General features: G+C 74.1%; 9 protein-coding genes and 1 pseudogene. 5 read left to right on the top strand and 5 right to left on the bottom strand.

Annotated elements, in window-relative coordinates; genetic code table 11:
• From K7787_RS30610 to K7787_RS30595, 4 genes and pseudogenes are all read right to left on the bottom strand, one after another.
• Positions 1-408 (bottom strand): annotated as a pseudogene (locus K7787_RS30610) (hypothetical protein); the annotation flags it as partial.
• Between the two features lie 33 nt (positions 409-441).
• Positions 442-2,337, bottom strand: a complete 1,896-nt coding sequence (locus K7787_RS30605) for an ABC transporter substrate-binding protein (protein WP_223003637.1) — start codon at positions 2,335-2,337, stop codon at positions 442-444.
• Positions 2,338-2,378: 41 nt separating this feature from the next.
• Positions 2,379-3,137, bottom strand: coding sequence for a toll/interleukin-1 receptor domain-containing protein (locus tag K7787_RS30600; RefSeq protein WP_247721451.1), 759 nt, complete (start codon positions 3,135-3,137; stop codon positions 2,379-2,381).
• Entirely contained in the window at positions 3,134-4,456 is a 1,323-nt protein-coding gene (locus tag K7787_RS30595) for a helix-turn-helix domain-containing protein (RefSeq protein ID WP_308036503.1), read from the bottom strand. The genes K7787_RS30600 and K7787_RS30595 overlap by 4 nt, the downstream gene beginning before the upstream one ends.
• Positions 4,457-4,760: 304 nt before the next feature.
• Between K7787_RS30595 and K7787_RS30590 the strand changes: the two genes are divergently transcribed.
• Positions 4,761-6,899 carry a primosomal protein N' gene (locus tag K7787_RS30590; RefSeq protein ID WP_223003636.1) on the top strand — a complete coding sequence of 713 codons (2,139 nt, stop codon included), beginning with the start codon at positions 4,761-4,763 and terminating at the stop codon, positions 6,897-6,899.
• Between the two features lie 227 nt (positions 6,900-7,126).
• Here K7787_RS30590 and K7787_RS30585 read toward each other — a convergent pair whose 3' ends face one another.
• On the bottom strand, positions 7,127-7,666 hold the full coding sequence (locus K7787_RS30585) for a hypothetical protein (RefSeq protein WP_019983892.1): 540 nt from the start codon (positions 7,664-7,666) through the stop codon (positions 7,127-7,129).
• 317 nt (positions 7,667-7,983) lie between these two features.
• Between K7787_RS30585 and fmt the strand changes: the two genes are divergently transcribed.
• From fmt to K7787_RS30565, 4 genes are all read left to right on the top strand, one after another.
• A complete protein-coding gene (fmt, locus tag K7787_RS30580; protein WP_019983893.1) occupies positions 7,984-8,916 on the top strand; it encodes a methionyl-tRNA formyltransferase in 933 nt (310 codons plus the stop codon).
• Between the two features lie 489 nt (positions 8,917-9,405).
• Positions 9,406-10,824, top strand: coding sequence for an RsmB/NOP family class I SAM-dependent RNA methyltransferase (locus K7787_RS30575; RefSeq protein WP_169435823.1), 1,419 nt, complete (start codon positions 9,406-9,408; stop codon positions 10,822-10,824).
• Positions 10,825-11,471: 647 nt separating this feature from the next.
• Positions 11,472-12,158 (top strand): ribulose-phosphate 3-epimerase, encoded by a 687-nt coding sequence (gene rpe / locus K7787_RS30570; RefSeq protein WP_009187581.1) that lies wholly within the window; start codon positions 11,472-11,474, stop codon positions 12,156-12,158.
• Positions 12,159-12,236: 78 nt separating this feature from the next.
• Positions 12,237-13,280: a sugar-binding transcriptional regulator gene (locus tag K7787_RS30565; protein WP_009187580.1), complete on the top strand. Its 1,044-nt coding sequence runs from the start codon at positions 12,237-12,239 to the stop codon at positions 13,278-13,280.
• Positions 13,281-13,467 lie beyond the last annotated feature (187 nt).

Here is a 13,467-nt window from a genome sequence, read left to right as displayed (position 1 = left end):
GAGCGCGCAGTGATCGGGAGGCTGCCGGGCCGTCACTGCGCGTGCTCGCTGGAGCACGGCGTCGATGGCGAGCGCCGCCGGATTGATGGGAGGCGCGCCGTCGGGCGTGTCCAGCACCAACCAAAGGACCGTGGCAGAGAACGAGAAGTCGTAGTCCGGGACCGCACTGGGCAGGGCGATGTGAGCGATGCGTCGCCCCTGGCCGCCGGCTTCGTGCGGTGGCGCCGAATCCACCGGAATCGGCCGTGGTTTCAGCAGTTTGTGCATCAGGGTGATGGCAACCGCCAGGGGCACCACCGAGGCGGGCCAGACCCACACGGGCCACGCGGCGGTGAGCCCGACGATGACGACGACCAGTCCCAGAATGACGGTGACGAACAAGGTCATCGTCCTGTGGCCGGAACTCATGGACAGCTCCTTCGTCTTCTGGTTCTTCGCATGTCAGGCGGCCTGGCCGTAGGGTTCGATGCCCTGTGCCGCGTCGAGTTTCCGCAGCAGGCAGGAGAGGACGTCCGCCCGACGTGCGCCGGGTTCCGCGCGTTGCCACTCCTCCGCCGTGCGATACAAGCGGCCCGCGACCGCCGAGTCCTCACCGCAGCCGGCGGCCAGCACCTCGGCGACCGGCTCGCGGTAGTGCGCGTCCCCGCATGCGGTGAGCCAGCATTCCACCACCCGGACCCACTCCGGGGCGGGCAGCCGCAGCAGACCGCTCCAGCCGACAGCCAGGCTGCCGCGCACGGCAGGGTCCCCGATCAGGCGTATGGGATCGGCCAGATCCCGGAAAAGGCCGAGATCCGCCGGCCAGAGGCCCGAGCTGATTCCGTCGGAGAGCCTGGTCAGCATCTTCCGGTACAGGCGGTCGTCGGACCTGGACAGGTCCACGGCGCTCCGTCCGGCCTCGTCACCCCTCCTGCGGGAGCGGCGTGCCAGGTGGTGCAGCCTCACCAGCGCCTGGTCCGGGTGGGAACGCGCCATGGTCTGCGAGCAGACCACGACCAGCACCTGGCGCAGTTGATCACTCGTGTCCCGTGAGACGGCCCAGTCGTAGATCCGCTGGCGGAAGAACCGGCCGTGACGATCGTCGTGCAGTCCGAGGGCGAGGGTCTGAGCCGCCTGCGGCACCAGGTGCGCCGGTGACCGTGACGACATCCACCGGTCCGCGAGCCAGGTCAGGTCCTCCGGGCGGTCGGTGCGCAACGCCTGGTCGGCAAATCGGTCGATCGCTCGCTCACGGACCGCCGACGGCATGGCCGGGTCGGCGACGTGCTCTCCCAGCCAGTCCCGGAGCTGACGGCGGATGTCCGGCAGATAGGTCCAGAAGTGGTTCCGTACGGCGCGGTCGTACCCGACGGCACGAAAGCGGATCCGATCGTTCGAACCGCTCTCGGCGTGGATCGCGAGGAGTTCCGTGTGCAGGTCGGCACGTTCCAGCCGGGGAGTGGGATCGGGAGGATGGCTGAGCATTCTGAGCAGGTTGTTCGCGCCTGTCAGCACGATCTCCGGGGTCGCGCCGTGGAACATCGCCAAAGACAGCAGCAGCGCCCGGTGCCGGCCGCTCGTCGCCGCCGACAGGTCCGCCGCCACCCGGTTCGCCTGATCGTGCCGTTCCGCCAGCGCCTCGGTGAGCCAGTTCGGGAAGCCGTGATCGGCCGCCGACGCATCCCGGCAGCGCCGGATCCCGTCGGCGAGCGCTGCGACGTCCGCGATCGGCACGCGGTTCAGGAACGCGGCCAGCTCCGGGCCGGCGACTTCCTCCTCCGCCGGGACGATCCCGTGAGCCCGCAGATGGACGGCGAGAACACGCCGGGCGTCGGGGCGACGTATCTCGGCCATCAGAGGCCGCACGCCACTGCGGAGCAGATAGCCCAGATGGTGCGGCAGGACCACCGCCAGGTGCGCACCACGATCGATCACTTTGGAGCGGAAGTCCGACAGCGCCTCCTGAACGGCGAGGAAACGGGCCTCCTCAGCCGCCGACAGATCCAGCAGCAGACGGTCGCCGGGATTGACGTCCTGCGGATCGAGCGCGAGCGCCCTGTCGTCGTCCGTCGTGTCGGGCAGTTCGTGCAGACTGCCCCGGTCGTCCGGCAACTCGTGCAACAGCATCAGCGCCGCGGTACGCCGACCACTTCCCGGTAAGCCGTCGACCAGGACCGTGCGCTCCGTCCGAAGCCGGTCGCGTGCCTGCTGCAGCCCCGGCGGTGGCACGAAGCGCTCGTGGAGGCGCCGCCGGTCCTCCTCGGCGATGGAGCGCGGTCGTCTGCGCTCCCTGTCGTTCAGCAGACGTTGTGCCGCCGAGATGTAGAAGTTGAACTGAGGGCCGTCGCCGCTGTGCACCGAGCCGTGGGCCTCGCCGATGAAGGAGCTGAAGCTCCCCGTCATCGTCCCTCGCCTCCGCGCGGCGGACGTGCGCCGAAGCCCTGGCGGATCCCTCCGTGGTTGTCGCCGACGACATAGTTCGTGCCGTCGCCCTCGATGTGCGGCCCCCCGTACAGGTTGCCCCGGCCGGCGTGGAAGGGGGCGTGCGCCTCGTTCACGAAGGTGCCCACCGATCCGCCGACCTGGCCGATGCCCCCGCTCTGACGGTCGGTGCGCACACCGGCGTCCCGGTCGGGCGTGTCGGGGACGCTCTCGTCGGCGCACGTGTCCAGGGCGGCGAGCGAGGGGAACTGGCGGACGAGACGGTCTCCGAGGTGCGCCAGGTCGGCGTCGATGCCGGCCAGTTCCAGGCGGGTGTACTGGCATTCGGCGAGTTCGGCGATCGACCGGGGCAGTCGTCGTGGATCCAGTTGTTCCACACGGCGTTCGATGAACACGGGTACGACCAGTGCGCCAGAGGACAGCGCCGCCTCTATCTCACGCCGGACCCAGTCGGCCGGATTGTCCAGGGCACGCCGTTCCGGACGCTCGCGGTCCGGGGCGTCGAGCCAGTTCGTGCCGATGAGGGCGAGCAGGACCCGGCACTGCCGGGCGGTCCGCAGGAGGACGTCGATGTAGTTGGCCCCGGCGTCGATCGACTTGCGTGCGAGAAAGACGCTGTCGGCACCGAACCTGGCTGTCAGGATCCGATGGCACATATGGGCCGTTTCCTTGCCGTCACCGGTGCGATAGTTGATGAAGATCTCGTGCAAAGTCATTTCCCTTTCCAGGAAGTGGAGGCACAGGCCAGGGCCGCGGTCAGATCGGGTATCACCGCTCGCACCGAGGCTTTCCGGCTGTGCCGGCCGAGTGTGTGCCGCAGTCGCCGCAGATCCGCGGCGACCGTCGCGGAGGCGACGAGCGGGACGGAGGGCAGGACTTCCGAGGTGATGCTGCACGCGTGGTCGATCTCGCCGGCCGTGGCGTGCGCGAGCGCTCGCCGGACGCCGTATCGCGCGCGGGTGCGGAACGCGTGGACCGGAATGCGCGCGGTCTCCTCGTCGAGGAGTGCCGCGGCCCGCTGCGGCCGCCCCAAGTCGTGCAGGCACCAGCCGGTGAACATCGCGACCACGTCGGGGACATGCGACGCTCCCAGGACCGGTTGCGATGGATCCATCGGTTCCAGGGCCAGCAGCTCACGGGCGCGATCGAGGTCGCGCATGCACGCGTCGTAGTCCCCCTCGACCGCGTTCCCCTGCGCCAGATGCTGAGCGGCGAGTCCCCGGACGCGGGCAGGGGCCTCGCTCTCCAGCGCCAGGGCGGCCAGTTGCAGCGCCTCGCCCACATCCCCCCGGTACAGGCTGATCAGAGAGCGCCTGACCTGCGCGTACACCGCGAGCGCGGGGTCGGAGCCGGCAGCCGCCAGCTGGACCGCGTGGTCCGTCCACCAGATGGCGCCGGGGTCGTCACCGCACTCCTGCGCCATCCAGCCCGCGTACTCCGCATAGCGGGAGGCGAGCAGCAGCAGAGGCCGCCTCGACCGGGGGCCGCTGCGCGCGGCGATCTGTTCCAGGGCGTGGATCTGGCTGATGAGCGTGGGCAGCACACTCGCCGGACCGGATGCCTGCCCGAGCCTGCGGAGCTGCCCGAACACGGCCGAAGAAGCGTCCAGCAGCGTGTCCGGCGCCTCCACCGCGGATAGCGCCGGGTGCGGACCCGAGACATGCATCGACACAACGGATGCCGCACCCGCGGCGATCATGCTCCGCCGTGACACCGGCGGGGACGAACTCTGATGGAACGAACTCGAACCGTCCTTGCGGAGTTGCATCAGCCACACCTCGTCGTTGTGTCCGGGGACCGGCAGTTCTGGTCGTGCGTGCTGGGGGGACACCAGAGAGGCGAGCGCGCCCTCGGCCCCGAGTGCGGTGTCGCACAGGCGTGCCAGTTCGGGCGTGGGGGGCTTGTGCCCGCATTCCACCTTGCTGAGTTGGCTCTTGCTGTAATGGACCCGCTGCCCCAACTGCTGCAGGGAGAGCCGGGCTGCCATTCGCCTCCTGCGCAGTTCCGGCCCGAATTCCTGCCACTTCTCCCGCACTTCGACCTCCGTCACTCCCCGGCCGGCAGCCGGTGAGCGCCGCGATTCAGCGTGCGGCAGGCGGCTGGGCCGAACAAGGCGAAACAGGCGTTTCCCGTTTCCTCCCGCGGAGACAAGCTCACCCCCGGGATCTTGTCGAGAAAGCCGTTTCGGCCAGCGCGAAGTCCGGCCGACGACCTGTGGCGGCGGCTTCCCCCGCCCGCGACGCGAAGCGCCAGTGGTCCTGGCCGGCGGCCTTCAGCCGGGGATGCCGGTAGGTCCCGGCCGGCGTCGGTTGTCAGTGGGGTTTGGTAAGAATGCAAGCGTGAGCAGCGAGAACGGGCAGGGGGACGGCGGGGCGCCGCCGGAGCAGCTCGCGCTCATCCGGGAGAGCGTGCGCAAGGCGAAGACGCCCCGCGCCAAGCCGCGGACCTGGCGCGGGGCCGAGCTGGCCGGACAGCTGCCGGTGGCCCGGGTCCTGGTCGACAAGGGCGTGCTCCACCTCGACCGGTACTTCGACTACGCCGTCCCCGCCGAACTGGACGCGGACGCGCAGCCCGGTGTGCGGGTGCGGGTGCGGTTCGGGGCAGGGCGGCACCGGGTCCGCGAGGGCCGCCGCGAGGGCGGCGGGCTGATCGACGGGTTCCTGATCGAGCGCCGGGCCGAGTCCGACTACTCCGGACCGCTCGCCGCGCTCGCCCAGGTGGTGTCGCCCGAGCCGGTGCTCGGCCCCGAGCTGCTCGGGCTGGCCCGGGCCGTCGCCGACCGGTACGCGGGCAGCCTCGCCGACGTACTGCAACTGGCCGTGCCCCCGCGCAACGCCCGCGCCGAACAGCGCCCCTCGCCCGCCCCCCTTCCGCCGCCCCCGGCGCCCGCCGCGGGCTCCTGGACGCGCTACGAGCGGGGCGCCGCCTTCATCGAGTCGCTCGCCGCGGGCGGCTCGCCCCGCGCCGTGTGGAACGCGCTGCCCGGCCCCGGATGGAGCGAGGAACTCGCCCGCGCCGTCGCCGCCGCCCTCGCCTCCGGGCGGGGCGCCCTCGTCGTCGTCCCGGACGGCCGCACCGCCGCCCGCGTCGACACCGCGCTCACCGCCCTCCTCGGCGAGGGCCGGCACGCGCTGCTCACCGCCGACGCCGGCCCCGAGAAGCGCTACCGGCAGTGGCTCGCGGTGAGCCGGGGCTCCGTACGCGCCGTCGTCGGGACCCGCGCCGCCATGTTCGCGCCGGTGCGCGACCTCGGACTCGTCGCCCTCTGGGACGACGGCGACGACAACCACAGCGAGCCGCACGCACCGCAGCCGCACGCCCGCGAGGTGCTGCTGCTGCGCGCCGCGCAGGACAGGTGCGGCTTCCTGCTCGGCAGCCGCAGCTGCACCGTGGAGGCCGCACAGCTCGTCGAGACCGGCTGGGCGCGCCCCCTGGTGGCGGCCCGCGACCAGGTCCGGCGGGCGGCGCCGCTGGTGCGCACCGTCGGCGACCGCGATCTCGCCCGCGACGAGGCCGCTCGCGCCGCCCGGCTGCCCTCGCTCGCCTGGCAGACGGCCAGGGACGGGCTGCGGAACGGCCCCGTGCTGGTGCAGGTGCCCCGGCGCGGCTACGCCCCCCGGCTGGCCTGCGCCCAGTGCCGGGCGCCCGCCCGCTGCCGGCACTGCTCGGGGCCCTTGCAGGGTCAGGACGGCGGAGTGCTGCGCTGCGAGTGGTGCGGGCGCGAGGAGAGCGGCTGGCACTGCCCGGAGTGCGGCGCCTTCCGGCTGCGCGCGCAGGTCGTCGGCGCCCGGCGGACCGCCGAGGAACTGGGGCGCGCCTTTCCCGCCGTGCCGGTGCGCACCTCGGGGCGCGAACACGTGCTGGACACCGTGCCGGGCGCCCCCGCGCTGGTCGTGAGCACCCCGGGCGCCGAACCGGTCGCCGAAGGCGGGTACGCGGCGGCGCTGCTCCTGGACGGCTGGGCCATGCTGGGCCGGCCCGACCTCAGGGCGGCCGAGGACGCGCTGCGCCGCTGGATCGCCGCCGCCGCGCTCGTCCGGCCGCAGGAGGCGGGCGGCACGGTGGTCGTCGTGGCCGAGCCGACGCTGCGGCCCGTACAGGCCCTGGTGCGCTGGGACCCGGTGGGGCACGCGGTGCGGGAACTGGCCGAGCGCGCCGAGCTGGAGTTCCCGCCGGTGTCCCGGATGGCGGCCGTGACCGGTCCGCCGGAGGCGGTCGCGGAGTTCCTGCGAACGGCCGCACTGCCGGGTGAGGCGGAGGTGCTGGGGCCGGTGCCGCTGCCGGTCACGCCGCCCGGCCGGCCCCGTAGGACGGGTGCGCCGCCGCCCGGAGAGCAGTGGGACCGGGCGCTGGTCCGGGTGCCGCCGGGCAGCGGCGCCGCGCTGGCCGCCGCGTTGAAGGCCGCACAGGCGGCCCGGACGGCGCGGGGGGCTGCGGACGGGGTGTGGGTGCGGATCGATCCGCCGGACATCGGGTGACGGGTCCGCGGCGTGGATGTGGCCTCGGCCGTGGCTGTGGCTCTGGCTGTGACCGTGGAGGCCGCCTGCCGCCGGCCTCGCTGACCCTGGGTCGCCGGTTCGGGCGGCCGAGCTGGGCGGTTGAGCCGGGTGGCCGGTCCGGGGCGGCGGGGGAGTGCGGTGCCCGGACACACCCGCGCCCTCCCGGGTACGGCGGGGAGGGCGGCGTGGTGGGGGAATCGGCGGGGTCAGCCGTTGCGGGGGCCCGGGAAGGCCGTCGGCCTGACCTCCTCGCGCAGGGACGGGCTGCCGGCCGTCGGCTGGGTCGGCATGGAGCGGGCGGCGGGGACCGTCGGCACGGCGGGCAGGGCGGTGCCGACGTTGACCGCGCGGCTGCCCGCGGGCTCCGCGGCCCGCTCGGCCTCCGCCGTCTGCGCGGCGGCCCGGCGCGCGCCGTAACGGCGGTGCACCGCCTGCTTGGTGACGCCGAGGGCCGAGCCCACGGCGTCCCACGAGAAGCCGAGCGAGCGGTCGAAGTCCACGGCCGCCGTGACCAGGGTCTCGACGCTGTCCCGCAGTTCCTGCGCGAGGCGGACGGTCGGGGCGGGGGCGCGTCCGTAGACGACGAAGCCCGTGGAGGGGCCGGAGCGGCGCGGGCGGTAGACGTTGCCCAACTGGGCGGTGAGGGTGCGCAGTGCGTCCACCTGCCGGCGGACCCGCTCGATGTCCCGCACCAGCAAGTGCAGGCTGGCCCGGGCCTGGGCGTCGTGGGTTGCGTGGTCGGCCATGAACAAGCCTCTCGAACCGGCGTTGAAAGGAACCGGGCCGCGCGAGCGGCCCGCTGTGGTCAACTCTGTCTTGACCAACGCCTTTTCGGTCCGCTGGTCACGGTGTGGGGGCGTAAGGGCATATGCGTACGCCCCCGAAGGATGCCGGGCGACATGGCGCACGCCCGCCTTTTCCGGCGCACGCCCATCGGTGGGGGCGCACGCCCGGGCGAGGGGGCGTACGCCGCCGTAGCTCGCCTTCGGCGGCTTCCCGTCCATGGTCATAGACTGGTGCGCTGCCCGCGTTCCCGCCCCGACCGAGAGGCCCGCACCCGCCCATGAAGCTCGTCTTCGCCGGTACCCCCGAGGTCGCCGTTCCCGCCCTGGACGCCCTGATCGCCTCCGGCCGGCACGAGGTCGCCGCCGTCGTCACCCGCCCCGACGCACCGGCCGGACGCGGGCGCCGGCTGGTCGCGAGCCCGGTCGCCGAACGGGCGGAGGAGGCCGGGATCGAGGTGCTCAAGCCGGCCAAGCCGCGCGACCCGGAGTTCCAGGAGCGGCTGAGGCAGATCGCCCCGGACTGCTGCCCCGTCGTCGCCTACGGCGCCCTGCTGCCCCGCACCGCCCTGGACATCCCCCGGCACGGCTGGGTCAACCTGCACTTCTCCCTGCTGCCCGCCTGGCGCGGCGCCGCGCCCGTGCAGCACAGCCTCATGGCGGGCGACGAGATCACCGGCGCCTCCACCTTCCTCATCGAGGAGGGCCTGGACTCCGGCCCGGTCTACGGCACGATCACCGAGGAGATCCGGCCCACCGACACCAGCGGCGACCTGCTCACCCGGCTCGCCCTGGCCGGTGCGGGGCTGCTGGCCGCGACGATGGACGGCATCGAGGACGGCACCCTGAAGGCCGTACCGCAGCCCGCCGAGGGCGTCACCCTCGCACCGAAGATCACCGTGGAGGACGCGCGGGTCGACTGGAAGGCCCCCGCCCTGCGCGTCGACCGGGTGGTGCGCGGGTGCACCCCGGCGCCCGGGGCGTGGACCACGTTCCGCGGCGAGCGGCTCAAGCTGATCCAGGTCGCCCCCGTGCCCGCGCGCACGGATCTCGCCCCGGGCGCGCTCGCCGTCGGCAAGAACAGCGTCCACGTCGGCACCGGCTCGTACGCCGTCGAGCTGCTGTGGGTGCAGGCGCAGGGGAAGAAGCCGATGCGGGCGGCGGACTGGGCGCGCGGCGTGCGGATCGCGGACGGCGAGGTGCTGGGGGGCTGAGGGGAGCGCCCCGCGGCCGTCCGCCGCGGAGCGGTGGCGGCTCGCGGACGGTGATCCCTGCGGTGGCGCTCCCGGCCGGCCGACACCGGTACGCCTCAGGGGCTGCTGTCCAGTGTCCAGCCGTCGAGGGCTTCGGGGAACCGAGGGACGAGCGGTTCGGTGGGCGTCGGTGCGTCGGTGCGTCGGTGCGTCGGTGCGTCGGTGCGTCGGTGTGTCGGTGCGTCGTGCGGTCCGTGCAGTCTGGGCGGTCCGTGCGGTCCAGCGGTCCGTGCGGTCCCGGGGGTGTCGGCGCGTCGGGCGGTCCCGGGCCGGTTCCGTGGACGCGGGCGGCTGGTCCGGGCGGGTGCGGGGTCTGGTCAGGGCAACTTGGAACGGTCGTTCCGAACGGGCCGGACCAGGGGCCGGACGGTCCCCCGCGGGACGTAGGCTGGATGGACCGCGCATCTCCGCGCAGCGCACCGCAACCCACACATCCGGAGCACCTTTTTCGTGAGCGACACCTCCCGTCGGCCCCGCAGGCCCGCCAAGCCCTACCGCCGGCCGCAGAAGGACCCCGTCCGCATCCTCGCCTTCGACGCGCTGCGCGCGGTGGACGAACGGGACGCGTACGCCAACCTCGTGCTGCCGCCGCTGCTGCGCAAGGCCCGGGAGAAGGGCGACTTCGACGCACGGGACGCCGCGCTCGCCACCGAGCTGGTCTACGGCACGCTGCGCCGACAGGGGACCTACGACGCGATCATCGCCGCCTGCGTGGACCGGCCGCTCCGGGAGGTCGACCCGCCCGTCCTGGACGTGCTCAGCCTCGGCGCCCACCAGTTGCTCGGCACCCGCATCCCGACCCACGCCGCCGTCTCCGCCACCGTGGAACTGGCCCGGGTCGTGCTCGGCGACGGACGGGCCAAGTTCGTCAACGCCGTGCTGCGCAAGGTCGCACAGCACGACCTCGACGGCTGGCTGGAGAAGGTCGCCCCGCCCTACGACGACGACCCCGAGGACCACCTCGCCGTCGTCCACTCGCATCCGCGCTGGGTCGTCTCCGCGCTGTGGGACTCCCTCGGCGGCGGCCGCGCCGGCATCGAGGACCTGCTGGAGGCCGACAACGAGCGGCCCGAGGTGACCCTCGTCGCCCGGCCCGGCCGCGCCACCCCGGACGAACTCCTCGGCGAGGAGGCGGCGGTGCCGGGCCGCTGGTCGCCGTACGCGGTACGGCTGACCGAGGGCGGCGAACCGGGCGCCGTGACCGCCGTACGGGAGGGCCGGGCGGGCGTCCAGGACGAGGGCAGCCAACTCGTCGCCCTCGCCCTGGCCAACGCCCCCCTCGACGGTCCTGACGAGAAGTGGCTCGACGGTTGCGCCGGACCCGGCGGCAAGGCGGCCCTGCTCGCGGCGCTCGCCGCCGAGCGCGGCGCCGTCCTGCTCGCCTCCGAGAAGCAGCCGCACCGCGCCGGGCTGGTGGCCCGCGCCCTCGACGGCAACCCCGGGCCGTACCAGGTGATCGCCGCCGACGGGACCCGCCCGCCATGGCGGCCCGGCAGCTTCGACCGGGTCCTCGTCGACGTGCCGTGCACCGGCCTCGGCGCCCTGCGCCGCCGCCCCGAGGCGCGGTGGCGGCGACGCCCGGAGGACCTGGACGGCTTCGCCCCGCTCCAGCGCGGCCTGCTGCGCACCGCGCTGGAGTCGGTACGCGTCGGCGGCGTCGTCGGCTACGCCACCTGCTCGCCGCACCTCGCCGAGACCCGGGCGGTCGTCGCCGACCTGCTCAAGCAGTTCCCCGACGCCGAGCCGATCGACGCCCGGCCGCTGCTCCCCGGCGTCCCGGCCCTCGGCGACGGCCCCGACGTCCAGCTCTGGCCCCACCTGCACGGCACCGACGCGATGTACCTGGCCCTCCTCCGCCGCACCGCCTGACCCCGCACCGGCCTCCGCCGCTGGCCGTCTGTCGTCCGGCCCGACCGCGCCCACCCGACCGCGCCCGCGCGGCCCGGGCCCGGCCGGGCCGGGACGGGCCGCGGGCCCGCCTGATCCGTCGTCCGCCGACGACGCACTCTGCCCGTCGGCCGGAGCCCCTCGCGGCCTGGGCCGGAAGGGGCCGCGCCGGACCTGTCCGGCCCGTCGTCCGCCGACGGCGCGCCCCACCCGTCGGCGAAGCCCCCCTGCCAGCCGCACCACCGCCCGTCGGCGGCGGTGCGCGTCAGTCACCCCGGCGAGTCAGTCATCCCGGCCCGTCAGCACCACCCGGCCTGTTGGCCACCACCGCTCCCTCAGCCACCCCCGGCCGCCCTTCGCCCCCCCGGCCCCTCAGTCACCCCTGGCCGCCCTTCGCCCCCGGCTCGTCAGCCGCCCTCGCCCGTTGGCCGCCCCGCCCGTCGCCGGCAGCCCCGCCATCCGCCCCTTCGCCCCCAGTCGGTGCTCTTGCGAGCCGTACCCCGAGGGGCGGCAAGCCGGCGCCCCCCGGGCTCCCGGGCCGCCCCGGGCAGCCGGCCGATGCGGCCGGGCGGGGACCGGCGTGAGGGACCGGCGCGAGGGACCGCGTTCCGGCATGGCACGCTTGGGGCATGGCCGCGCAGATCAACCCGAGCATCCTGTCCGCAGACTTCGCCCGACTCGCCGACGAGGCGAAGGCGGTCGAGGGCGCCGACTGGCTCCACGTCGACGTCATGGACAACCACTTCGTCCCGAACCTCACCCTCGGCGTCCCCGTGGTGGAGTCGCTGGCCCGGGCGACGGACACCCCGCTGGACTGCCATCTGATGATCGAGGACCCCGACCGCTGGGCCCCGCAGTACGTCGAGGCCGGCGCCTCCTCGGTCACCTTCCACGTCGAGGCCGCCGCCGCGCCGGTGCGCCTGGCCCGGGAGATCCGCGCGAAGGGCGCCCGCGCCTCCATGGCGCTCAAGCCCGCCACGCCCGTCGAGCCCTACGAGGACCTGCTCCCCGAACTCGACATGCTGCTGGTCATGACCGTGGAACCCGGCTTCGGCGGCCAGGCGTTCCTCGACATCATGCTGCCCAAGATCCGCCGGACCAGGGAGCTGATCGCCAAGCACGGCCTCCAGCTCTGGCTGCAGGTGGACGGCGGAGTCTCGGCCTCCACCATCGAGCGGTGCGCCGAGGCCGGCGCCGACGTCTTCGTCGCCGGCTCGGCGGTCTACGGCGCCGAGAACCCCGCCGAAGCGGTCCGCGCGCTGCGCGCACAGGCGGACGCGGCCACCGCCACCGCATCGTGGGCGTGCGACCACTGAGCGTCAGCTACGTGAACGGCTCTCATCAGGGCTGATCCTGCGCGCCGGATCTGCAAGGATGAACGGCGAATCCAGAGTGTGAACAGCAGTGAGGAGATCGCCGTGTCGGGTATGTCGGCGGGCCGGTCAGCAGTGCGGATGGGACCCGCTGAGCTGGTGCAGGCGGCGGCCATGGCCCGCCGTTTCTACCTCGAGGGGAAGTCGAAGATCCAGATCGCCGAGGAGTTCGGCGTCAGCCGCTTCAAGGTGGCCCGGGTCCTGGAGACCGCTCTCGAACGGGATCTCGTGCGCATCGAGATCCGCGTGCCGGCCGAGCTGGACGCCGAGCGCTCCGACGCGCTCCGCGCCCGCTACGGCCTCAGGCACGCCGTCGTCGTCGAGTCCCCGGCCGACGCCGAGGAGACCCCCGACCCGGAGAACCTCGGCGAAGTCGCCGCCGACCTGCTCGGCGAACTCGTCAACGAGGGGGACGTACTGGGTCTGGCCTGGGGCCGCTCCACCATCCACATGGCGGCGGCCCTGGACCGGCTGCCCCCGTGCACGGTGGTGCAGCTGACCGGCGTGTACGACGCCGGGACCGCCGAGCGCGGCTCGGTGGAGGCCGTCCGCCGGGCCGCACAGGTGTCCGGCGGCGACGCCCACCCCATCTACGCCCCGATGCTGCTGCCGGACGCGGCCACCGCCGCGGCGCTGCGCAACCAGACCGGGATCGCACGGGCCTTCGAGTACTTCGACAAGGTCACCGTCGCCTGCGTGTCCATCGGCTCCTGGGAACCGGGCATCTCCACGGTGCACGACATGCTCAGCGACGAGGAGCGCGCCCACTACGCCTCGCTCGGCGTCGCCGCCGAGATGTCCGCGCACCTGTTCGACGCCGAGGGGCGCCGGATCGGCCGGGACCTGGGGGAGCGGTGCATCACCGTCAAGGCGGACCAGCTCCGCCGTATCCCCGAGGTCGTCGCGATAGCGGGCGGGCAGCGCAAGGCGCCCGCGATCGACGCGGTGCTGCGCTCCGGGCTGGTCACCAGCCTGGTCACGGACACCTCGGCCGCCGACTACCTGATGACGGCCGGGACCACCCCGAAGCCCGCCTTGAACCGGGCGGACCCGGACGGGATCTGAAAAAACGGACCCGGACGGGGCCTGAGGAGACCGGACGGGGCCGGGCCTGAGGGAACCGGACGGGGCCTGAGGAAAGCGGAAACGGTCCTCGAGGGGCGGCCGTGGCGGGGTGAGCGCCCCCCCCCCCCGCCCCCCCCCGTCCGTGGTCCTCCCCGCCCCCCCCCCCCCGGGCCCCCCGCCACCTCCC

It is taken from the genome of Streptomyces sennicomposti (genome assembly GCF_019890635.1).
Classification (GTDB): domain Bacteria; phylum Actinomycetota; class Actinomycetes; order Streptomycetales; family Streptomycetaceae; genus Streptomyces; species Streptomyces sennicomposti.
The sequence above is the reverse complement of the archived record's forward strand: the minus strand, read 5'-3'. Positions and strand labels throughout refer to the sequence as shown.